Consider the following 23635-nt stretch of genomic DNA (forward strand, 5'->3'; position numbering starts at 1 on the left):
GAATCAACATCCACCCCATGCGTATCCACGTCAGCTTCATCGACCGCGTCGGCATCACCCAGGAAGTCCTGGCCCTGCTCGGTGGGCGCAATCTCAACCTGGATGCGGTGGAGATGATCCCGCCCAACGTGTATATCGACGCGCCAACCCTGAGCGTGCAAGTGCTGGAAGAGTTGCGCGACGCGCTGTTCAGCGTGCAGGGCGTACAGGCGGTGACGGTGGTGGATATCCTTCCCGGCCAGCGCCGCCACTTGCAACTCGACGCCCTGCTGGCCGCCATGACCGACCCGGTCCTGGCCCTGGACAGTGCCGGCAAGGTGCTGCTGGCCAACCCGGCGCTGATTGCCCTGTATGGTCGCGAACCGGCGGGCGAAAGCATCGCCGAGCTGTTTGACGACCCGGCGCTGCTGGTGGCCTTGCTCGAACATGGCTTTCGCCTGCCCCTGCGCGAGATCAGTGTCAACGGCCAGACCTTGCTGCTGGACGCCACGCCGATTACCGATGCCGGTGCGCTGCTGACTTTGTACCAACCCAACCGCATCGGCGAACGGCTGTCGGCCCTGCACCATGACCATGCCGAAGGTTTCGACGCACTTTTGGGCGAGTCCCCGGCGATCCGCACCCTCAAGACCCGTGCGCAACGAGTGGCGGCCCTCGATGCCCCGCTGTTGATCCAGGGCGAGACCGGCACCGGCAAAGAGTTGGTGGCCCGCGCCTGCCATGCCATCAGCGCGCGCCACAGCTCACCGTTCCTGGCGCTGAACTGCGCGGCCCTCCCGGAAAACCTCGCCGAGAGCGAGCTGTTCGGCTACGCCCCCGGTGCCTTCACCGGTGCCCAGCGCGGCGGCAAGCCGGGGCTGATGGAGCTGGCCAACCAGGGCACGGTATTTCTCGATGAGATTGGCGAGATGTCGCCGTACTTGCAGGCCAAGCTGTTGCGTTTTCTCAATGACGGCAGCTTTCGCCGGGTCGGCGGCGACCGCGAGGTCAAGGTCAATGTGCGCATCCTCAGCGCCACCCACCGCGACCTGGAGAAAATGGTCAGCGAAGGCACCTTCCGCGAAGACCTGTTCTACCGCCTCAATGTGCTGAATGTGGAAGTGCCGCCCCTGCGCGAACGCGGCCAGGACATCCTGCTGCTGGCCCGCTACTTCATGCAGCAGGCCTGCGCGCAGATCCAGCGCCCGGTCTGCCGCCTGGCACCGGGCACCTACCCGGCGCTGCTGGGCAACCGCTGGCCGGGCAATGTGCGCCAGTTGCAGAACGTGATTTTCCGCGCCGCCGCCATTTGCGAAAGCAACCTGGTGGACATTGGCGACCTGGATATCGCCGGCACCTCGGTCGCGCGCCAGAGCGACGGCGAAGTGGCCAGCCTGGAGCAGGCGGTGGAGGACTTTGAACGCAGCCTGCTGGAAAAGCTCTACACCACCTACCCCTCGACACGTCAGTTGGCCAACCGCTTGCAAACGTCTCACACCGCTATCGCCCATCGATTGCGCAAGTACGGCATCCCCGGCAAACCCTGATCACCAGAAAACCCGGCGCCCACGCTGCATCACCGCCCCCGTCGCGCTGAAAAACAGCTGCTGGGCCATGTCGGCGCTGATCCGTGAGTAGTAGATCGCGATCACATCGCTGTCGGTCTTGTCGGCCAGGCTGCGAAAGCTCATGAAGCGTTGTTCCGGCCTTTTCAAATGGCCGGCGCTGTATTCGGCGTTGGGAGCCCCTGGCGTGCGGTAATGGAAATGGGCGTAGGCCAAGACCTTGCCCTGCGTGTCCTTGACCACATACTCCTGGAGGAAGTCATTCTCCCGCTTGAGCGCAATGCGCCCCTCTATCGGCAGGATTTGCACCTCATTCTGGCGCTTGAGGTAGGCAATCCCTTCTTCATCAGGCGCCAGGCGCTTGACCATCTCGATGCGGATCAGACGGCCATGCTCCACCAGGCGGCTGGAGGCCTGCGCCAGTTCCTTGAGCAGGGGCAGCGTGGCGTCGGACGCTTTATCTTGCCCCAGAGCCTTGCGGATCTTGTCAGCCACCGCGTCGATTTTCCCGGCGTGGCGCAATACTCGGGCCTCGACACTGGCGGGCAGGTGGGAGAGGCGTGCTTCGTTGCGGGCTTGCCCAAGGACCGTTGACTGTCGATCCAGCAGCTTGCGCCCATCCTCCTTGAGCTTTTCCAGGGGGCGCACCGGGCGCACGGGCGGCGGACTGGCCTCGGTGATCGCCTCGAACTCATCACTGCCAGGCGCCTGCCGAAAGCTCGCCACCACGCTCTGATCGACCGGGTTGATGACATCGACGATGTCCTCGTTCAATTCCGGCGTACGCGCCCGGACCTGGCCCACCAGATAGCGGTTCTTGCGGTCACGGATCAAGCGTTTGCCAGAGGCCAGCGAGGGTCCGGGTGTACGCACAACCGTGCGCTCACGCTCGCGCAGCAACGCCGCCAGGGAGCCTTGCGCCTCATGCTCCAAGGCGTTGAGCATCCGACTCAAGCGTTCGACGCTGCCCTCATAAAGCAAGTCAGAAGCCATGTCGCCATACTCGCGCAGGGACGCTTGGGTAGTGTCGTAGTCGAGCAGGATGGCGCTATACCCGTCGATGCGCTGTTGCACTGTCAGCGGGCCTGGGTCCTGCAAGTCTTTTTGTGACTGGAGCGACTGAATGGCTTCGTCGATCAGCGACCCGATACGGATGAAATCGTCATACTCCTCAGGCAACGGCGGCCTGCGTACGATCACCCCACCCAATGCCTTCACCTGCAGGGATTTCCAGTCCAGCGGCGTGCCAAGCGTAGAAGGGAGCAGTGCTTGCGCCCGTGACTCATACCCTGGCACTTGGGCCAGCCTGGCATAGTTGTTTCGCTCCAGGATGCTCAATTCGATCAGTTTTTCGTTGTAGCCAATGATCGTCTGCATGGACTGGACCAGCGTGTTGTGGGCCGCCTGGACAACGGCCACGTCTTCATGCCCCAGCTGCTCATGCAACTGGTTGCGACGCTCACTGGGAAACACCTCGGTCGAGCGTTTGGTAATCAGCATCGCCATTTGCACCCGCAGGTTTTCGACAAGATCCTCCAATTGCTGGATCTTCTCCTGCTCGAACCGCTCCACGGGTTTGTTGGCATGCTTTGCAATCAACGCATCGAGCTTGTCGAACTGCGCCCGGTTTTGTTGCTCCAGCGCAGTTAAATAACGGTCCCGCAGGCCTTGCAGGGAGGGGTCAAAGAGCTTTTCCGGGTCTGCCCCGTGGGCCTCTTCAAAACGCTCTTCGCTGGCCGCCACCTCACGCTCAGCCGCCATCAGCCGCTGCGTTGCCTCCTGATAATGACGTTCAAACATCTGGTTCTGACGCTGGATATTTGCGCGGCGACTGGCCGCCGACAGCTTGGGGTGCCCACCGCGCAATTGCAGGCCCAGGTCGACTTTCCAGACTCCATGCGCATCCTTCCCGAGCCAGGGGCCCATGTGCAGGGGGTTTCTCAAGTCCACTACCCGCCAACGCCCCTCAACCTGCTTGACCCCGTACAAGTGGCTGTCAATCAACAGGTAATCTTCCTGGCTGACGGCCCCACTGGCGTGCCGCACCATGACCCGGCCGCGTACGGGGCTGTCTGGCGAACTGATCGCCGGGGTTGCCGGCCATTGCTCGCCAGGCCCCGGCGACCAGCGCAAGCTCTCAAGCTGTGCCCGCTGCGCGGGGTCGAGGCGTAACCGTGAGTTGGCCCAGGAAAAGTCCATGCCCGTCACATCCGCCAGTGAGCGCTGCCAGGCAAACGTCGACGGCGTCTGCTGCACATGCCTGAGCGCAGGGGTTGCCAGCGAGCCGGTAAGGCGTGGTTGGGTCTCGCTCAGGCGCAAGCGCTGATCAAGGCTGACGACCGGGCTCAACAACAGGCCCGCCAGACTGCCGAGCAACTCGGCCAGGGCATTGGCCGACGCTTCCTGGCTGGCTTCGGCCGGCAGCGCCAGCACCGCGCGAAAACTGCCATACACCTGGGACAACCACCCGGCCACGGCCACCGGCCCCCGCAGCATGGGTAGCAAGGCGTTGAAAATCTGCCAGAGATTATTTTTGAACAGCGTCCAGCGCAGTGCCTCGACGGAGGTGGAGCACTGTTCGGCGGCCTGCCACAGCCCCCTGGCGTTTTCATCGAATACGGCCTCCAGAAATACCCCCGGCACGGGCTCGTCACTGAGCAATGCCGGGCTGGAAACCGCCTGCTCGCTGTATTCATCCCCCTGTAGAAAACGCTGGACATGGGGGTTTAGAAACCCGCCATTGCCAAACAAGGCCCGACTGCTTTCACTCAGGCGCTCAAGCACCAGCGCCTGTAGCTCGCTGCCCATCCGGGCGATCTCGTCAAGCAGCGCCTGGCGGCTGGAAAACTGTTGGAGCGCCGCCTCGTCCTGATCGGGCCGGTACAGGAGATGGGGCAGCTCACTGTGGTCCCTCGGGCCGATGACAAACAGGTTATCGGCCTTATGCACAACCCCACCGGCATGGGCGAGAAACGCCAGGGGCCGGGCCACGATCACATGGTTGCCGACGGTACGCTTGAGGGGGTCGCGCTGCAGCACCGCTTGCACCACCGCGACGCCTGACGGGGTCCACCCATGGCGTTGGCGCAGGCTGTTCTCCAGGGCACGCAAAGGCAGCTGGAGTGCCATTTGCTCGACAAACAATTGCCGTCGGCGCGCCGACTCGGCCGGGTCCGACAGCAACGCCTGCTTGAGCAGCGCCGGGTAATGCCGGCCCACATCGACCGTGTCGATAAGCCGCTTGAGGTATCCCGGCTGAAGCCACCTGGCCGGCAAGTGCCCCGGCGCGGCCTGATGGCTGATCTGCACATTGGCGTAGGGCGTGGCGAAAGGGTTTTCCAGCGCCCAGAGGGTCAGGGTCTTGGTGGTACGCTCCGTCCAGCCCACCGTGGCGCCTTGGGTGCGTTCAAATGTCAGCAGGCAATCATCCGGGTCGATCGGGACGGCTTGCGGGTAATCCAGGCGCATCTGACGTTGCAGCGCCTTGCGGGCATACACGTCAATCGGGTCCAGGCCGTCGAGGAACGACGCACCGCCCGTGCGTTTGTGCAAGTGCGCCAGGCGCTCAAGCCATTGGCCGTAGGTTTGCCGGTCGGCCTCGCTGGCGGCCTGCAACCATACCGGCAGCTGTTCTTCGTGGGGTTGCTGGACATAGTCGGCCTCGAACCAGACCTGGGGCGCAGTGAGTTTGCGCAGCAGGCGCTTGTAGCTGTCGACCTCGGGCAGTGCCGACCAGTCGATTTGCCTGAGTGCCCTTAACTGGCGCTCCAGCAAGGCCTGGGCCTGGGCATCGAAGACATCGCCCTGGGGCTCCCTGAGCAGCCATTTGACGAGCAGGCCGGGGATGTAGTTGCTCATGTAGCGTGGCAGCAGGTTGCCCAACTCATCCTGCGTGGTGAGCTTGAGCACGCTCATCGCAGGAACATAGACCAGGTTGACCTGTTGCTGCGCCACCTGGCGCTGCAGGACCAGCAGCGGCAGCCATTCGCCCGGTTGTCCCTCGTGGCCGGCATAGACCTGGTAAATCCGCAGCACATGCTCCCCACCCAGCACTTGGCGATCCACCTGGTAGGCCCAGAGTTCCTGTGGCCCGTCCCCCAGGCCCAGCAGCTTTTTGCCTTCTAGCGGCGTCAGCGCCGGGTTCTGCCGGGCGGTGAGCAGGCACTCGCGCAGTTGCCTGCCAACGGCGCCCCAGCGACTCAACGTCGTGTCGTCGGGAACAGGCGCGTTCCAATAAGCCACCAGCCGTGCGGTAAAGCCATCGAGCAGCTCGGGCGCCAGGGTGTTGAGCATGAACGCAATATCATGGACCGCAACCGCACCGGTGAACGGTACGAGGCCCAGGGTGAGCGAGTTGACCAACACGCAATGATGACCGGCCACGTAATTGAGCACGTCGCGGCTCATGCAGCGCTTGATCAGGGCGTCACTCAAGGTCGTGAGTTGGGTATAGCCGAGGCCATCCGCCCGAGCGGGCGGGTGCACGCCGATCCAGGTGATGTCGGCCTGCAAACCGGAAGCCGGGAACCACGCAGTGATCCACTCCTGGATCATGGACTCGGCCACCTGCGTCAACGTTGGCCGCTGGGCAAACAGGCGCCTCAGGTAGTCGCGGGATGCATCGACCTGTGAACGGCCCTGAAGTGCCCCGATTGGATTGCTCATGCCACGTGTCCTTAACATTCGATCACGGCAAAATAAGCCGTCACCTGCCACAGCGTGCGCTACATAAATCCACCTTTGCCCGTATCGAAAACGCTACAGCGGAACGTTTTCAATACACACCTGATCCCCCTTCGCTACGCAAGGCTTTGATCCAAATAGGCTTTTTTTGCACCGCCGATCCGTAGCGATTTCGCTACAGCCCCTTGCATTGCACTACCGCCCACTCTTCGCAACCTATTGATCTGTAACAACAAATTTATATTGGCCGCATTTTTGCTATGGACTTCCCCATTCCAATCCCGTCCACCAGACGATTCTGGCCCTGAGGAGTTTCCATGAGCGAATTGCGTTTTACTGAAGATCACGAATGGCTGCGTGTCGAAGCCGACGGCAGCGTCACCGTGGGTATTACCGCGTTCGCACAGAATGCGCTGGGTGATGTGGTGTTTGTGCAACTGCCAGAGTTGCAGGCCTACGACCAGGGCGCAGAAGCCTCCACCGTGGAGTCGGTCAAGGCCGCCAGCGGCGTGTACATGCCCCTGACCGGCAAAGTGCTGGAAGTCAACGACCAGCTCAGCGACAGCCCGGAGCTGGTCAACGAGGATCCGATGGGCGAAGGCTGGTTCTTCCGCTTTGAACCGGCGGATGCCGGGGCGGTAGCTAAGCTGTTGGATCAGGATGCCTACGACCGTCTGATCAAAGCCAACGCCCAAGCCTGAGGAGCGCGCCATGACTGTTAATTTGAGCACCGCCAACGAATTTGTCGCCCGCCACATCGGCCCGCGCTCGGACGACGAGCAACAGATGCTCGCGACCCTGGGCTTTGATTCCCTCGAAGCCCTGAGCGCCAGCGTGATCCCGGAAAGCATCAAGGGCTCCGCCGTGATGGGCCTGAGCGACGGCCTGAGCGAGGCTGATGCCCTGGCCTCGATCAAGGCCATCGCCGCCAAGAACCAACTGTTCAAGACCTATATCGGCCAGGGCTACTACAACTGCCATACGCCATCGCCGATCCTGCGCAACCTCCTGGAAAACCCGGCCTGGTACACCGCCTACACCCCGTACCAGCCCGAGATCTCCCAAGGCCGCCTGGAAGCGCTGCTGAACTTCCAGACCCTGATCAGCGACCTCACCGGCCTGCCGATCGCCAACGCCTCCCTGCTCGACGAGGCCACCGCCGCCGCCGAGGCCATGACGTTCTGCAAACGCCTGGGCAAGAACAAGGCCAGCAACCAGTTCTTTGCCTCCGTGCACAGCCACCCGCAGACCCTCGATGTGTTGCGCACCCGTGCCGAGCCGCTGGGCATCGAGGTGGTAGTGGGCGATGAGCACACACTGACCGACGTCAGCGCCTTCTTCGGCGCCCTGCTGCAATACCCGGCCAGCAACGGTGACGTGTTCGACTACCGCGAACTGACCGAGCGCTTCCATGCCGCCAACGTCCTGGTGGCCGTGTCCGCCGACCTACTGGCCCTGACCCTGCTGACCCCACCGGGTGAGTTCGGTGCCGACGTGGCCATCGGCAGTGCGCAGCGCTTCGGCGTGCCGCTGGGCTTCGGTGGCCCGCACGCCGCTTACTTCTCCACCAGGGACGCGTTCAAGCGCGATATGCCGGGGCGTCTGGTCGGTGTGTCCGTGGACCGTTTCGGCAAGCCGGCCCTGCGCCTGGCCATGCAGACCCGCGAGCAACATATCCGCCGCGAGAAGGCCACCAGTAACATCTGCACCGCCCAGGTACTGCTGGCCAACATCGCCAGCATGTACGCGGTGTACCACGGTCCCAAAGGCCTGGTGCAGATCGCCACGCGCATTCATCACCTGGCCGCGATCCTCGCCAAAGGCCTGGGCGCCCTGGGCTTCAAGGTTGAACAAGCCACGTTCTTCGACACCCTGACCCTGGCCACTGGCGCCCACACCGCCGCCCTGCACGACCAGGCCCGCGCCCAGCGCATCAACCTGCGCGTCGTGGACGCGGCACGCCTGGGCCTGTCGGTGGACGAAACCACCACCCAGGCCGATATCGAAAACCTGTGGCGCGTATTGGCAGGCGATAAGGCCCTGCCGGACTTCGCCGCCCTGGCCGCCAGCGTCGACAGCACCCTGCCCGCCGCGCTGCTGCGCCAGTCGCCGATCCTCAGCCACCCGGTATTCAACCGTTATCACTCGGAAACCGAGTTGATGCGCTACCTGCGCAAGCTGGCCGACAAGGACCTGGCGCTGGACCGCACCATGATCCCGCTGGGCTCGTGCACCATGAAGCTCAACGCCGCCAGTGAAATGATCCCGGTGACCTGGGCCGAGTTCGGTGCCCTGCACCCGTTCGCCCCGGCCGCACAAAGCGCCGGCTACCTGCAACTGACCCGCGAACTGGAAGCCATGCTCTGCGCGGCCACCGGCTACGACGCCATCTCCCTGCAACCGAACTCCGGCGCCCAGGGCGAGTACGCAGGCCTGCTGGCCATCCGTGCCTATCACCAGAGCCGTGGCGAAGAGCGCCGCGATATCTGCCTGATTCCGTCGTCGGCCCACGGCACCAACCCGGCCACCGCCAACATGGCCGGCATGCGCGTGGTCGTCACCGCGTGCGATGCCCGGGGCAACGTGGACATCGAAGACCTGCGCGCCAAGGCCATCGAGCACCGCGAGCACCTCGCCGCGCTGATGATCACCTACCCGTCGACCCACGGCGTGTTCGAGGAAGGCATCCGCGAAATCTGCGGGATCATCCATGACAACGGCGGCCAGGTGTATATCGACGGCGCCAACATGAACGCCATGGTCGGCCTGTGCGCCCCGGGCAAGTTCGGCGGCGATGTGTCGCACCTGAACCTGCACAAGACCTTCTGCATCCCCCACGGCGGTGGCGGCCCGGGTGTTGGCCCGATTGGCGTCAAGTCGCACCTCACACCCTTCCTGCCCGGCCACGCAGCCATGGCACGCAAGGAAGGTGCGGTGTGTGCCGCGCCGTTTGGTAGCGCGAGCATCCTGCCGATCACCTGGATGTACATCAGCATGATGGGCGGCACGGGCCTCAAGCGCGCCTCGCAGCTGGCGATCCTCAATGCCAACTACATTTCCCGGCGCCTGGAAGAGCACTACCCGGTGCTGTACACCGGCAGCAATGGCCTGGTGGCCCATGAGTGCATCCTGGACTTGCGCCCGCTCAAGGACAGCAGCGGCATCAGCGTGGATGACGTGGCCAAGCGCCTGATCGACTTTGGCTTCCACGCACCGACCATGTCGTTCCCGGTGGCGGGCACGCTGATGATCGAGCCGACCGAAAGCGAATCCAAGGTAGAACTGGACCGCTTCTGCGACGCCATGATCGCCATCCGCGAAGAGATCCGCGCGGTGGAAAACGGCACCCTGGACAAGGACGACAACCCACTGAAGAACGCCCCGCATACGGCGGCTGAAATCGTCGGTGAATGGAGCCACCCGTACAGCCGCGAGCAGGCGGTGTACCCGGTAGCCTCGTTGATCGACGGCAAGTACTGGCCGCCGGTGGGCCGGGTCGACAACGTGTTTGGCGATCGCAACCTGGTGTGTGCGTGCCCGTCGATCGAGAGCTACGCATGATCTGACTGAAGAGATGCAGTCAGTGTGGGAGCTGGCTTTGTGTGGGAGCTGGCTTGCCTGCGATAGCCTCACCTCGGAGCTACTGATAGACCGAGGTGTCTGCATCGCAGGCAAGCCAGCTCCCACACAAGCCCGGCTCCCACAGGGATCGGGTACAACCGAAAATCTGCGCTCAATAATAAGAAACCGGAGAACCACTCATGTCTTTAAGCGTGTTCGACCTGTTCAAGATTGGCATCGGCCCCTCCAGTTCCCATACCGTTGGCCCGATGCGTGCCGCTGCCCGCTTCGCCGAGGGCCTCAAGCGTGACGGCCTGCTGCACGCCACCACCTGCATCAAGGTGGAGCTCTATGGCTCACTGGGCGCCACTGGCAAAGGCCACGGCAGCGACAAGGCCGTGTTGCTGGGCCTGGAAGGCGAACACCCGGACACCGTCGACACCGAAACCGTGGCCGCGCGCCTGGCGCAGATGCGCAGCGACGCGCGCTTGAACCTGCTCGGTGAACACAGCATTGCGTTCAACGAGAAAGAACACCTGGCGATGATTCGCAAACCCCTGGCCTATCACCCCAACGGCATGATCTTTCGTGCGTTTGACGCTGCCGGCCTGCAGATTCGCAGCCGCGAGTACTACTCGGTGGGCGGTGGTTTTGTGGTGGATGAAGACGCTGCCGGCGCCGACCGGATCGTCGAAGACACCACGCCCCTGACCTTCCCGTTCAAGCACGCCAAGGATTTGCTTGGCCATTGCACCACCTATGGGCTGTCCATCAGCCAGGTGATGCTGACCAACGAAAGCGCCTGGCGCCCGGAAGCCGAGACCCGCAGCGGCCTGCTGAAAATCTGGCAGGTCATGCAGGACTGCGTGGCCGCCGGCTGTCGCAACGAAGGCATCCTGCCTGGCGGCCTGAAGGTCAAGCGGCGGGCGGCGGCGTTGCATCGCCAGCTGTGCAAGAACCCGGAATCGGCGCTGCGCGACCCGCTGTCGGTACTCGATTGGGTCAACCTGTATGCCCTGGCAGTCAATGAAGAAAACGCCAACGGCGGGCGCGTGGTCACCGCTCCCACCAACGGTGCCGCCGGGATCGTGCCGGCGGTATTGCATTACTACATGCGCTTTATCCCCGGGGCCAATGAAGACGGCGTGGTGCGTTTCCTGCTCACCGCCGCCGCCATCGGCATCCTCTACAAGGAAAATGCCTCGATCTCCGGGGCCGAGGTCGGCTGCCAGGGCGAAGTGGGCGTGGCCTGCTCCATGGCCGCCGGAGCCTTGTGCGAAGTGCTGGGCGGCACGGTCTCCCAGGTGGAGAACGCCGCCGAAATCGGCATGGAACACAACCTCGGCCTGACCTGCGACCCGATTGGCGGCCTGGTGCAGGTGCCCTGCATCGAGCGCAATGCCATGGGCTCGGTGAAGGCGATCAATGCGGTGCGCATGGCCTTGCGTGGCGATGGGCAGCACTTCGTGTCCCTCGACAAGGTGATCCGTACCATGCGCCAGACCGGCGCCGACATGAAAAGCAAATACAAGGAAACCGCCCGTGGCGGTTTGGCCGTCAACATTATCGAGTGCTGATGCTTATAAACGCGCCAGCACGTTTTTCAGGAGCTGAATATGTCCACCGAAACCCTGTTGAAAACCCCGCTGCACGCCCTGCACCTTGAACTGGGCGCACGCATGGTGCCGTTCGCCGGTTATGACATGCCGGTGCAATACCCCCTGGGCGTGATGAAAGAACACCAGCACACCCGTGAACAGGCCGGGTTGTTCGATGTGTCGCACATGGGCCAGATCCGCCTGACCGGTGCCAACGCCGCCAAGGCCCTGGAGAGCCTGGTGCCGGTGGACATCATCGACCTGCCCGTGGGCATGCAGCGCTACGCCATGTTCACCAATGACCAGGGCGGCATCCTCGATGACCTGATGGTCGCCAACCTGGGTAACGACGAGCTGTTTCTGGTGGTCAACGCCGCCTGCAAGGACCAGGACCTGGCACACCTGCGCCAGCATCTGGGCGGACAATGCCAGATCGAGCCACTGTTTGAAGAGCGCGCCCTGCTGGCCCTGCAAGGCCCGGCGGCGGTGAAGGTGCTGGCGCGCCTGGCGCCGGAAGTGACCAAGATGACCTTTATGCAGTTCGCGCCCCTGCGCCTGCTGGGGGTGGAGTGCTATGTCAGCCGCTCCGGCTATACCGGCGAAGACGGTTTTGAAATCTCGGTGCCCGCGGCCAGTGCCGAAAGCCTGGCCCGCAGCCTGCTGGCCGAAACCGAAGTGGCAGCCATTGGCCTGGGCGCCCGCGACTCCCTGCGCCTGGAAGCCGGCCTGTGCCTCTATGGCCATGATATGAACACCGAGACCACGCCGATTGAAGCCAGCCTGTTGTGGGCGATTTCCAAGGTCCGTCGCGCTGACGGTGCGCGTGCCGGTGGTTTCCCGGGCGCAGACCGGATCTTCACCCAACAGCAAACCGGTGTCAGCCGCAAACGCGTCGGCCTGCTGCCCCAGGAGCGTACCCCGGTGCGTGAAGGAGCAGAGATTGTCGACGAACACGGCAGCGTGATCGGCCGCGTGTGCAGCGGCGGCTTTGGCCCTAGCCTCGGCGGCCCGCTCGCCATGGGCTACCTCGACACGGCATTTACTGTGTTGGATAGCGAAGTCAGCGCCTTGGTACGTGGGAAAAAGGTGCCTCTTCGCGTAAGTAAAATGCCATTCGTGCCACAACGTTACTACCGTGGCTGATTGACTGTTCCTATAAGTAACGCGGTTGTGTTCATTTGCACTAATCTGTAACACGACCGCCATTAAAAAGTGCACTGACGATAGTCAATGTTATATCGATCAACCTATAACAAGTGACCCACACTATCGAATATGACAGCGTGACATTTCTGACCGAAGTGTCATAAAGGCGAGTAAATACGTGGCTTGCAGAGGGCTTGTTTTTTCCTTGTTAGTTGTCGTAGAGTTTGCCCACTGTGTTTGCATGGGTCGCTTGAAACCTGGACCTGGGCAGTAGCCAAAGTCTGCTACAACCCGTTCGACGTCTCTTACTTTCCTGCAATCCAGCCCAGTACTCTTTCAGGTGAAAGGGGCTGTCATTAATTTTTAGCGTCAAGGAAATAAGAAAATGGCTGATCGTCAGAGCGGTACCGTCAAGTGGTTTAACGACGAAAAAGGGTTTGGTTTTATCACTCCAGAAAGCGGTCCGGATCTGTTCGTCCACTTCCGCGCTATCCAGGGCAATGGTTTCAAGAGCCTGAAAGAAGGCCAGAAAGTGACTTTCGTTGCAGTGCAGGGCCAAAAAGGCATGCAGGCGGACGAAGTACTCGCGGAAGGCTGACCCTTACTGCGACAAAAAGCCTCTGGTGATGACATCAGGGGCTTTTTTATGTGCGTTTGTCCGTAAAATGGCTTTTTTCCTCCAGAGAGCCGAGCCATGTCGAAACACCTGCTAAGCCCCCAAGGCGAATTCCCCGCCGTTGGCCTGGGCCGTCGTCTGGCAGCGATGTTCTATGACTTCCTATTGTGTACCGCCCTGCTGATCGTCACCGCCCTCCTCTATAAGCTGGTGTGGATCGCCTTTGTGGGTGAAGCAAAGATGCGCACACTCTCGGAGTCCGGCGCCCTGGACGGTGATCCGTTGCTGTCGACAATTCTGTTTTTTGTGCTGTTTGGCTTCTTTGCCAAGTTCTGGACCCATTCCGGGCAGACCCTGGGCATGCAGGTATGGGGCGTGCGCGTGCAGAATGCCGACGGCTCGCGCATCAGCCTGTGGCAGGCGCTGTTGCGTTTTGTGGTGTCGATTGCATCGTGGTTATGCGCGGGGCTGGGGTTTATCTGGTCGCTGGTGGACAAGAAAAAACGCGCCTGGCATGACATCTATTCCGACACGCAGCTGGTGCGAATCCCAAAGAAAAAGAAATAGCCCCAGGCCAATGAGATCTAAATGTGGGCTTGCCCGCGATTGCGGTCTGTCAGTTAATGCATCTCTGGCTGTTCCACCGCTATCGCGGGCAAGCCCGCTCCCACACTTTTACTGCGTCAGGCATGGATCAGGCGTTGCCCGCCAGCTTCAGGCGTGCCGCCTGGGTAAAGTCCAGCATGCGCTTGAGCGGGCGCACGGCATGGGGGATCAATGAGGGTTCGACGAAGATCTCGTTGCTCCCTTCCCGCAGGCATTGCAACGTGCGCTCCAGGGTATTCATCGCCATCCACGGGCAGTGCGCGCAACTGCGGCACGCTGCGCCGTTGCCGGCGGTGGGCGCCTCGACAAACACCTTGTCCGGGCACAGTTGCTGCATTTTGTAGAAAATGCCGCGGTCAGTGGCAACGATGAATGTCTTGTTCGGCAAACGCTGCGCCGCCGCAATCAACTGGCTGGTGGAACCCACAGCGTCGGCCAACTCGATGACCGAGGTCGGCGACTCCGGGTGCACCAGGATCGCCGCGTCCGGGTACAGCGCCTTCATGTCTTCCAGCTGCTTGGACTTGAACTCTTCATGGACGATGCAGGCACCGTCCCACAGCAGCATGTCGGCACCGGTCTGGCGCTGGATATAGGTGCCCAGGTGTTTGTCCGGGCCCCAGATAATGGTTTCGCCGTTATCCATCAGGCTTTCGACGATTTCCAAGGCGCAGCTGGAAGTCACCACCCAGTCCGCACGAGCCTTGACCGCCGCCGAAGTGTTGGCATACACCACCACGGTGCGCTCCGGGTGCTGGTCGCAGAACGCCGAAAACTCGTCCACCGGGCAACCCAGGTCCAGGGAGCAGGTGGCTTCCAGGGTCGGCATCAGGATGCGTTTTTCAGGGGTGAGGATTTTCGCCGTCTCGCCCATGAAGCGCACGCCGGCGACCAGTACGGTCTTGGCCGGGTGGGCGGCGCCGAAGCGGGCCATTTCCAGGGAGTCGGAAACACAACCGCCGGTTTCTTCGGCCAGGGCCTGAATCACCGGGTCGCAGTAAAAGTGCGCCACCAGCACCGCGTCTTGAGCCTTGAGCTCGGCAGCAATGGCAGAACGTAAGCTTGCCTCTTCCTCGGCACTGAGCACCTTGGGTTGCTTGGCATCGAGGTGGGCTTGGACCAGAAGGCGTTCGGAAATTTGCGTCATGTTCGCAAGACCTGCAGGCGCAGTTGCGCGAAAGTCGAGTGTACCACCGGCTCTGGAGCCCTTCGGGCGCCGCCGGACGAAGTGATTGTGTTCATCAAGCACGGGTTAAGGTGAAGCTGCGCAAGGCTACAGAATATCGATTGGATTCAAAAGCCTAATATGGCACAGGAACATTGCCCATTTCCCTGGCCAGGTCCAGCCAGGCCCGTGCAGCCGGCGGCAGGTGAGCGTTACGCCGCCAGGTCAGGGCGATATGCCAGTCGGTCTGGGGCTCATCCAGGGCGATCAGGGCAATGCCGGCATGCAGGTGCTTGTAGGCCAGCATCCGCGGCAGGAAGGCGACGCCCAGGCCCGCGCCCACCAGGTCGACGATAAAGTCGATCTGGGCGCTGCGCACCGAAACCTTCGGCGAGACGCCCCGGCGCTCGCAGGCGGAAAGAATGATGCGATTCAGGGCAAACCCGGCCTCGAATAGTATGAAAGGCGAGTCGGACAGGTCCGAAAAATCCACACTGTTGCGCCCCGCCAATGGGTGGCTGCTGGGCAGCACGACCATCAACGGCTCGACCCGTACGTCCTGATACTCAAACTCGCCCTCCACCGGCACCAGCAGGGCGGCCACATCCACCTCCCCCGCTTGCAAGCACTCGCCCAGCTTCTTGCTGCCGTGCTCGATCAGCTCGATCTCGATCTGCGGGTAACGCTGGCGGTACACGGCAAACATTGCCGCAAACAATTCACCACTGCCCACCGGCGGCAAGCCAATGCGCAACACGCCGCGCTTGAGCCCCAGCAGGTCATTGATCTCGGCCACCAGGTCGCTGCGCTCGGCCAGCAACACCAGGGCGCGGCGGTAGGCAATCTCACCGGCGGCTGTCAGTTCGCTCTTATGACCGATACGGCTGAACAACGGCGTGCCCAACTCCTCCTCCAGCGTCTTGACCGCTTTGCTGACACTCGATTGCGTCAGCGAAACCATCTCGGCCGCTTGTGAGAAACTGCCTTGGCGCACCACTTCGACAAAGGCTCTCAGGGTTCGCAGGTTCATGACTATTCCATTTGCGACTTGAATGAAGTTGTAAAAGTTGTTTTTACCATGGAATGCCTTTGACTATCCTCCACCCACCGTTTTCTTTATTCCGGGGCCTCACTGTTCATGATCATTTCGTCCGCATCGGATTACCGCGAAGCCGCACGCCGCAAACTGCCGCGCTTCCTGTTCGACTACATTGACGGGGGCGCGTACGCCGAGCACACCCTCAAGGCCAACAGTGCGGACCTGGCAGATATCAGCCTGCGCCAGCGCGTGCTACGCAATGTCGAGAGCCTGAGCCTGGAGACCACCCTGTTCGACCAACCGCTGGCGATGCCGGTGGTCATGAGCCCGGTGGGCCTGACCGGCATGTTTGCCCGGCGCGGGGAAGTGCAGGTGGCCAACGCGGCAACCAATAAAGGCGTGCCTTTTTGCCTGTCGACCGTGTCCGTGTGCCCGATCGAGGAAGTGGCGTCCCAGACCGCACAGTCGATCTGGTTCCAACTGTATGTGTTGAAAGACCGCGGCTTCATGAAGAACGCCCTGGAGCGTGCGCAAGCCGCCGGGGTGAAAACCCTGGTGTTCACCGTCGACATGCCCACCCCCGGCGCCCGCTACCGCGATGCCCACTCCGGCATGTCCGGCCCGTACGCCGCCCAGCGGCGCATGTTGCAGGCCGTGAGCAAACCGGCCTGGGCGTTTGATGTGGGGCTGATGGGGCGCCCGCATGACCTGGGCAATATCTCCAGATACCTGGGCAAACCGACCCACCTTGAAGACTACATCGGCTGGCTGGCCACCAATTTCGACCCCTCCATCAGTTGGAAGGACCTGGAGTGGATCCGTGAATTCTGGAAGGGCCCGATGATCATCAAGGGCATCCTCGACCCACAGGACGCCAAGGATGCGGTGAGCTTTGGTGCCGACGGCATCGTGGTGTCCAACCACGGCGGCCGCCAACTCGATGGCGTGCTGTCCACCGCCAAGGCCTTGCCCGAGATCGCCCAGGCGGTTGGCAGCGACCTCACGGTACTGGTGGACTCCGGGGTGCGTTCGGGGCTGGACGTGGTACGCATGCTCGCCCTCGGCGCCCGGGGCGTATTGCTGGGACGAGCACCCGCCTACGCGCTGGCCGCCGATGGCCAACGTGGCGTGGAAAACCTGTTGGATATCTTTGCCAAGGAAATGCGCGTGGCCATGACCCTGACCGGGGTCACGTCCATTGCACAGATCGATGAGTCGATCCTGGTTCGCGGAAAGATCTGACCCCGAGCCTCAGGCTTCGCTGATCTTGCTGACACTGGTGATGTGCCCATTCCAGACCATCTCGTAATGGGCGGCCTGGACCATCGACAACACCGGCCTGGGGGTCAACAACGCCCAGCAGTGGTCGCCCTCCGAGCGTACTGACCGGTAACGAAGGCCGGGACAACCGGCCTTCTTCAACGCGCCGCCCAGGCGCTGGGCGTGGCTGTAGTCGTCTGGGTCGTAGATCGGGTCGCTTATCGGCATCGACGTCGCGTCCTTCATGGTGTCGCCGGCAAAGGTGCAGGACAGCCCGCGAAAGACAAAGCGTTCATAGTTAAGGCCGTGGACCCCGGACCAGTACTGGTTCTGGTGATGACGCACCTCGGCCAGCGCGGTCTCGACCGTGGCCGCCAGGTACAACACGCCAAAGCGCCCATCACTGAAACGCGATCCTGCCGGATTGACGTGGGTGAACGGTGCAATCGCGTAGGAACATCCCACAATCCCAAAGGGAATTTCCCTACGAGGTATCAGCTCGATTCGACCGACCTCATTGCCCAGCCGCGGGTTGGTCAGGGCCTGGATCTGATAAAGCGCCTCAAATTCATCGGCATCCGCCACATCGTCAAACAACGCAATCGGCGGGAATTTGGAATTGACCAGGCGATAGGCCTGCAACTGCCCCGCGGGCAAATCGCCCAACTGGCTCACCCTCACCATTGCGCGCCACGTAACACATCGATGTGGCGGAAGGTCTCGTACAGGGAAATCATATCGCCCTGGGCCATGATCTCCAGGGGCGAACGCCCGTTGAAAAACGCGTTGTCGTTGGCCATCGCGGCAAAGCCATACACATTCTCGGGGTTATCGAACACCATGCGCAGCGTGGCGTGGATGTTCAACACGAAGCTGATGCGCTGCATCTGGTCGGAATCCAGGCTCACGGACCACGCGACATCGCGCTGCCGGGCACGGGTGTAGGTGCTGCGCGAGATCCGCAGGATGCGGCAGGCCTGCTCGCTGCTGGCCTGCCATTTCTCCAGGATGCTCACCGCCGCCCGGAGTCCGGCGACGCATTGCTCCCGGGTGAAGGGTTGTGCTTGGAGGGCCAGGCTCATGGTTGCCACCTCAAAATAAATCCACAGATTCAAATATAGATAAAGTGAGTCTATAGAGCAAATCAGCGTACATCAGCCCTTACAACCAAAAGCCCCAGTGAAATGCTTTTTTTGATTTCAAATCGCACTTTACTGCCTGATGGGTGAGAATGGTTCCCGTCTATCTTTCCCATCTATTTGTGTATGAGCCCCCAAGAAATGGAATTCAACCCGTCTTCTTCGTCCCGCTGGCTGCTGGCCTTGTTCGGTGCAAGCCTGCTGTCACTGTCCGGCTGCCAGAGCCAAACGCCAGAGCAGGCAGCAGCCTCGGCGGCAGAACAGGCACTGGAACAACAGAAGTACGAAAAATTCACCACCACATTCCAAACGATACTGCGCAGCTATGCCCTGGCCGCCAATGAACAGGGGCTGACAGGCGTGATGAACCTGATCATGACCGTTGACGCGCAGAACCACGTGGTGGACTGCTCAGTCAAACGCGGGACCCTACTGCCCAACATGAGCCAGAACAACCTGCGCCAGGCCAAGCTGGCCCAACTGGTCACCGAACTGTGCTGGACCACCCTGTTTCCCGAGGTCTCGCCCAAGGCTTTCACCGATGCCAAGGACACCCAGGTGATTGTCGCGCCCATGGTGTTCAGCCCTATGATCGGGCTTTCGGAAGAACAGCAACGGTTGCAGAACCAGCGGGTCGACCTCTACCGGCAGATCCGTTTCTTCCGTGAACAACTGTTTATCGGGCATGACGTCCAGAGCATTGGCGTCGCCAGCTTCCACCTCATCGCCGATGCACAGGGCAAAGTGAGTGAGTGCATGGTCAACCTGAATCAGAGCCCGTACCGCTCACAGGGCTTCAAGGTCGATAGCGCATTGCAACAACGCCTCGTCACGCAGTGCAAACGGCTGGACCTGCGGCAGATGCCGGGGTTTGCCAACTACCCTCAAGGCCTGCCCCTGGGTTATGTGCAGGTGGACTACAGCCCGTGGATGAATGGACGCAGCGCTACGAAATAAACAACCAAGCCCACCTCCCCCAAGGGACAGATAGCCAATTGTCATAAATAGCCCCAAAGGTAATAATGCGAGACATTATCATTTGTGGCGATCAAGCTGATGGACGTCGGGATCAAACCTTCAACGCCAATGGATATCGAGCATCTCTACGGAAAGCACCACGGCTGGCTAAAAGGGTGGCTCTGCAACCGCGTTGGCAACAGTGCCGATGCCGCTGACCTGGCCCAGGACACCTTTATGCGCATGCTCACCCTGCGCCAGTTGCCCGTCCTGCGCGAGCCACGGCACTACCTGGTAACCATTGCCCGCGGCCTGATGATCGATAAGGCCCGCCGGCAAACCCTGGAACGGGCCTACCTGGAAGTGCTTGCCGCCCGGCCCGAGCCGCTTGAGGTTTCCCCGGAAACCTATCACTTGATCATCGAATCCCTGCTGGCCATTGATGCACTGCTCGATGGCCTCGGCGCGCGAACCCGGCAGATTTTCCTCCTGGTCCAGCTCGAAGGCCTGAGTTATGTGCAAGTCGGCAGGCAACTGGGCCTGTCAGTGACCACGATAAAAAATCACCTGGGCAAGGCGATGATGCAATGCATTCGGTTGATGGACGATTGAGCAGCCCACAGGTTGGCCCACCGTCCACGGCCCAGTTGCAGGCAGCGGTGCAGTGGTATCTGACGCTCAACGACGCCGATGTCAGCCCCGAACAACACCTGGCGTGGAAAAACTGGCTTGGCGCTGACCCCGAGCATGTCAAGGCCTGGGCCCGGATCGAAAAGCTCCAGCAACAACTCTGCGGGGTGCCCCGGGACGTCGCGTTGCCGATCTTGTCGCAGATGGGCGTCCAGCGCCGCCAGGGCCTCAAGATGCTGCTGGTGCTGGCCGCTGGCGCGACGGTGTTGGCCGGGTATCGACTCTCGCCCTACCACACCGACTTCGCCACCCGCACCGGAGAGCGGCGCCAGGTAACGCTGCCGGACGGCAGCTGCCTGGAGTTGAACACCGACACCCGAGTCGATATCGCCTATAACGCCCAGGAGCGGTTGATCCTGCTGCGCCGCGGCGAAATCCTGGTCACCACCGCAACAGACCGGTTGCCCGCTCGCCCCTTATCGGTGGAAACACCCCAGGGTCGCATACGGGCCCTGGGCACCCGTTTCGACGTGCGCCTGCTGCCAGGCTTGAGCAGCGTGCACGTACAACAACATGCCGTCGAAGTACGCCCCCGTGACACACCACAGCACATACAACGCGTGGACGAAGGCCAGGCACTGACCTTCGGCTCATCCCAACTCGGCAACCTGCGCCCGGCCACTGCCGATAGCAGCGCCTGGACCCAAGGTCTATTGGTGGCCATCGACTGGCGACTGGGCGACTTTGTCGGCGAACTGGCCCGCTATCGGGTCGGCTACCTGGGGTGCGCCGATGAGGTCAGGGACTTGAGAATTTCCGGCGCGTTCCGCCTCGACGATATCGACGGCATCCTGGCCAACCTGCAGGTCTCGTTGCCCGTGAAGGTTCGCCACTTCTCACGGTATTGGGCGCGCATAGAAGCGTAATCGCGCCTGACGGCGAATAAACCAGGCAGATCTCCTTGCCGATTGCTTTTTTCGTTCGGCTCATCAAGTAGAGCGGTTAATCAGCCGCCTTTACTGCAACGGCATAGGAAGTCATATGAGCCACCCACGCCCCCTTCACAGTGCCGCGTTGCGGCTGCACCTCAATTCGAGGTTATTGCGCATGAGCTTCGCCGGGACGCTGTGCGCATGCGCAGTCATCCCGCCAACCTGGGCACAGCAAGCCCCTGAACGGGCCCAATACACTATCGCGGCCGGGCCGCTCGATATCGCGCTCAGTCAGTTCGCCGCCGCCAGCGGCGTGACCTTGTCGTTCGGTTCGACGCAAACCCAGGGCCTGACCACACCGGGCATCCAGGGCCACTACTCGTTTGACGAAGGCATCGCCCGACTGCTGGCCCACAGCGGGCTGCAGGCGCGTCAAGAGGGCGTGGGACGCTACAGCCTGGTCAAGATACCCAGCGACTCGACGCTGGAACTCGGTGCGACCACCATCAGCGGCGCGGCCCTGGGCGATACGACCGAGGACACCGGTTCCTACACCACGGGCCCGATGGCAACGGCGACCAAACTCGCGCTATCCAACCGCGAAACCCCGCAATCGATCACGGTCATCACCCGCCAGCGCATGGATGACCAGAACATGCGCAGCCTGGAGGATGTCCTCAAGAACACCCCCGGCATTGCCGTGACCAAGGCCGGTCCACACCGTGCAACGTTCTACTCCCGCGGGTTTACCGTCGAAAACCTGATGACCGATGGCTTGTCCAACGACCTGTCCCATTACCTCAGCCGTGACATGAACTCCAGCCCCGACATGGCGATCTTTGACCGGGTGGAAGTGGTACGCGGCGCCACCGGGCTGATGCAAGGCTCAGGCAACCCGGCAGCGGCGGTCAACATGATCCGCAAGCGTCCAACTGCCACGCCGCGTGTCACCGTCACCGGCAGTGCCGGCAGCTGGGATAACTACCGCACCGAGTTCGATGCGTCCAGCGCGCTCAACGAGAGCGGCACCTTGCGCGGCCGGGTGGTGACGGCCTACCAGTCCAAGGACAGCTTCCAGGACGTCGTCAGCGCCGAGCGCTCGGTGTTCTACGCCATTACCGAGGCTGACCTGAATGAAGACACAACCTTTACCTTCGGCGCCTCCAACCAGGATGCCAACAACAACGACTCCTGGGGTGGCTTGCCGGTTGCCCGCGATGGCAGCGACCTGCACCTCAAGCGCTCGACCTACCTGGGCAGCACTTGGGAATACTGGGACCAGGACAACACCACCGCCTTCAGCCGCCTGGAGTACCGTTTTGCCAATAACTGGAAAATGCTCCTGTCTGCCAGCAAAAGCTGGTCGCAATTAAATATGCTCGGTTCCATCCCGATGCGAACCTGGCAAAGCGACTTCGTTGAGTGGGGGCAGAACATCGGCAGGTATGAGTACAAAGACCAACAGAACAGCTACGACGGTTATGTCAGCGGCCCGTTCTCGCTGTTCGGCCGCACCCATGAACTGGTGGTGGGCGCCAGCAGGCGCGAGCTGACATTCAATGGCAAAGGCTTGCCCATCGATGTCGAGACCAACACCAACCTGTACCGCCCCACTGGCATCCCCAAGCCGGACGTCAGCGCCACGCCCTGGACCCAACACCGCACCAGCCAGCAGGAAGGCACCTACATCACCACGCGCCTGAACCTCTCCGACGACCTGAAACTTATCCTCGGCGGGCGCCTGGACTGGTACGAATACGACGTGGACACGCGCTGGGAAGGTAAATCTTCCGCCAGTAGCCTGCCGAACAAAGTCACCCGCCACCTCACACGCTATGCCGGCGCCATTTATGACCTGGACGCCCATCACTCGGTGTATATCAGCTACACCGACATCTTCCGCCCACAGACCGAACTCGACGCGCAGAACAACGCACTCAAGCCCATCGAAGGCAAAAACTACGAGATCGGCCTCAAGGGTGAGTACTTTGACGGAAGCCTGAATGCCAGTGCGGCGATCTTTCGCATTGACCAGGAAAATCGCGCCAAGGAACTCAATCGCAACCTCTGCACGCCCAGGGGAACCACCTGTTATGAGGCGGCGGGCGCAGTGCGCAGCGAAGGTCTTGAGCTGGAAATCAACGGTTCTCCTGCACCCGGCTGGGAATTGGGTGCCGGTTATACCTATTCCTCGGCCAAGTACACCAAGGACAGCAACCCGGACAACGTCGGACGACTGTTCAGCACCGACACCCCTCGCCATATCTTCAAGGCATTCACCCGCTACCAACTGCCCGGAGACCTCAATCGCTGGACCATCGGTGGCGGTCTTTACCGGCAGAACACGATCTACAAAAAAGGCACCAACAGTGCTGACGCACCGCCGCCGCACGCTTACCGCATAGAGCAGAAGGCTTACACCGTGACTGACCTGATGGCCAGCTACAAAGCGTCAGAGAACGTCGATGTGCGCCTGAACCTGAACAACGTCTTCGACACTCATTACTATCAGGCCATCAGCGCTAACACTGATTACGGCAACAACCTGTATGGCGCACCGCGTAATGCAATGGTGACGGTACGCTGGGAACTTTGAAGGGGCAGTAGAGCGTTTGTCCGAGGGTTAGCCATCATCTAATTCTTGGCTACGGGGGCCTCACTGCCCCCGACGGACACGCCACGGACGGAGTCGAGGTTCTGACTCGCAAGTTCTATGCTCGAGCAAAATCCCGAGCTAAACACGCCGACTCGATAAGGAA

The 23635-nt window shown here is 61.6% G+C and carries 17 protein-coding genes; 12 read left to right on the top strand and 5 right to left on the bottom strand.

Going from position 1 to position 23635, the window contains the following annotated elements; translation table 11 throughout:
• Window positions 1-17 precede the first annotated feature (17 nt).
• A complete protein-coding gene (locus AO268_RS12025; protein WP_076964715.1) occupies window positions 18-1526 on the top strand; it encodes a sigma-54-dependent transcriptional regulator in 1509 nt (502 codons plus the stop codon).
• On the opposite strand, the gene AO268_RS12030 is transcribed toward AO268_RS12025, so the two are convergent.
• Window positions 1527-6209 carry a hypothetical protein gene (locus tag AO268_RS12030; RefSeq protein ID WP_099168815.1) on the bottom strand — a complete coding sequence of 1561 codons (4683 nt, stop codon included), beginning with the start codon at window positions 6207-6209 and terminating at the stop codon, window positions 1527-1529.
• 335 nt (window positions 6210-6544) lie between these two features.
• Between AO268_RS12030 and gcvH the strand changes: the two genes are divergently transcribed.
• The 6 genes from gcvH to AO268_RS12060 all read left to right on the top strand — a co-directional run bounded on the left by gcvH (window position 6545) and on the right by AO268_RS12060 (window position 13715).
• A complete protein-coding gene (gene gcvH / locus AO268_RS12035; protein ID WP_099168816.1) occupies window positions 6545-6928 on the top strand; it encodes a glycine cleavage system protein GcvH in 384 nt (127 codons plus the stop codon).
• Window positions 6929-6938: 10 nt separating this feature from the next.
• Complete coding sequence (gene gcvP, locus AO268_RS12040; protein WP_099168817.1) at window positions 6939-9788, top strand: aminomethyl-transferring glycine dehydrogenase; 2850 nt, start codon at window positions 6939-6941, stop codon at window positions 9786-9788.
• 200 nt (window positions 9789-9988) lie between these two features.
• A complete protein-coding gene (locus tag AO268_RS12045; protein WP_076964711.1) occupies window positions 9989-11365 on the top strand; it encodes an L-serine ammonia-lyase in 1377 nt (458 codons plus the stop codon).
• Window positions 11366-11404: 39 nt separating this feature from the next.
• The gene (gene gcvT, locus AO268_RS12050) at window positions 11405-12529 is read left to right on the top strand and encodes a glycine cleavage system aminomethyltransferase GcvT (RefSeq protein ID WP_099168818.1); all 1125 of its coding nucleotides are present in this window, start codon (window positions 11405-11407) and stop codon (window positions 12527-12529) included.
• Between the two features lie 388 nt (window positions 12530-12917).
• Window positions 12918-13130 carry a cold-shock protein gene (locus AO268_RS12055; RefSeq protein ID WP_076964709.1) on the top strand — a complete coding sequence of 71 codons (213 nt, stop codon included), beginning with the start codon at window positions 12918-12920 and terminating at the stop codon, window positions 13128-13130.
• Between the two features lie 96 nt (window positions 13131-13226).
• A complete protein-coding gene (locus AO268_RS12060; protein ID WP_076964708.1) occupies window positions 13227-13715 on the top strand; it encodes an RDD family protein in 489 nt (162 codons plus the stop codon).
• Window positions 13716-13842: 127 nt separating this feature from the next.
• Here the strand turns inward: AO268_RS12060 and nadA are convergent, their stop codons facing one another.
• Both nadA and AO268_RS12070 read right to left on the bottom strand, forming a co-directional pair.
• Window positions 13843-14901 carry a quinolinate synthase NadA gene (nadA, locus tag AO268_RS12065; protein ID WP_076964707.1) on the bottom strand — a complete coding sequence of 353 codons (1059 nt, stop codon included), beginning with the start codon at window positions 14899-14901 and terminating at the stop codon, window positions 13843-13845.
• 154 nt (window positions 14902-15055) lie between these two features.
• Window positions 15056-15949, bottom strand: a complete 894-nt coding sequence (locus AO268_RS12070; protein WP_076964706.1) for a LysR family transcriptional regulator — start codon at window positions 15947-15949, stop codon at window positions 15056-15058.
• 108 nt (window positions 15950-16057) lie between these two features.
• Between AO268_RS12070 and lldD the strand changes: the two genes are divergently transcribed.
• Entirely contained in the window at window positions 16058-17200 is a 1143-nt protein-coding gene (gene lldD / locus AO268_RS12075) for an FMN-dependent L-lactate dehydrogenase LldD (RefSeq protein ID WP_076964705.1), read from the top strand.
• A gap of 9 nt (window positions 17201-17209) precedes the next feature.
• On the opposite strand, the gene AO268_RS12080 is transcribed toward lldD, so the two are convergent.
• Window positions 17210-17902: an RES family NAD+ phosphorylase gene (locus AO268_RS12080; protein ID WP_099168819.1), complete on the bottom strand. Its 693-nt coding sequence runs from the start codon at window positions 17900-17902 to the stop codon at window positions 17210-17212.
• The gene (locus AO268_RS12085) at window positions 17896-18300 is read right to left on the bottom strand and encodes an antitoxin Xre-like helix-turn-helix domain-containing protein (RefSeq protein WP_076964703.1); all 405 of its coding nucleotides are present in this window, start codon (window positions 18298-18300) and stop codon (window positions 17896-17898) included. The genes AO268_RS12080 and AO268_RS12085 overlap by 7 nt, the downstream gene beginning before the upstream one ends.
• 183 nt (window positions 18301-18483) lie before the next feature.
• Here AO268_RS12085 and AO268_RS12090 point away from each other — a divergent pair, with 183 nt between their 5' ends.
• From AO268_RS12090 to AO268_RS12105, 4 genes are all read left to right on the top strand, one after another.
• Entirely contained in the window at window positions 18484-19314 is an 831-nt protein-coding gene (locus AO268_RS12090) for a hypothetical protein (protein ID WP_141562807.1), read from the top strand.
• 99 nt (window positions 19315-19413) lie between these two features.
• Window positions 19414-19926: a sigma-70 family RNA polymerase sigma factor gene (locus AO268_RS12095; RefSeq protein WP_083743117.1), complete on the top strand. Its 513-nt coding sequence runs from the start codon at window positions 19414-19416 to the stop codon at window positions 19924-19926.
• Window positions 19902-20870, top strand: a complete 969-nt coding sequence (locus AO268_RS12100) for a FecR domain-containing protein (protein ID WP_099168821.1) — start codon at window positions 19902-19904, stop codon at window positions 20868-20870. Before AO268_RS12095 ends, AO268_RS12100 begins: the two co-directional genes overlap by 25 nt.
• 115 nt (window positions 20871-20985) lie before the next feature.
• The gene (locus tag AO268_RS12105) at window positions 20986-23472 is read left to right on the top strand and encodes a TonB-dependent siderophore receptor (RefSeq protein WP_099168822.1); all 2487 of its coding nucleotides are present in this window, start codon (window positions 20986-20988) and stop codon (window positions 23470-23472) included.
• Window positions 23473-23635: the final 163 nt, after the last annotated feature.

This window comes from Pseudomonas sp. ICMP 8385, assembly GCF_002699915.1.
Classification (GTDB): domain Bacteria; phylum Pseudomonadota; class Gammaproteobacteria; order Pseudomonadales; family Pseudomonadaceae; genus Aquipseudomonas; species Aquipseudomonas gessardii.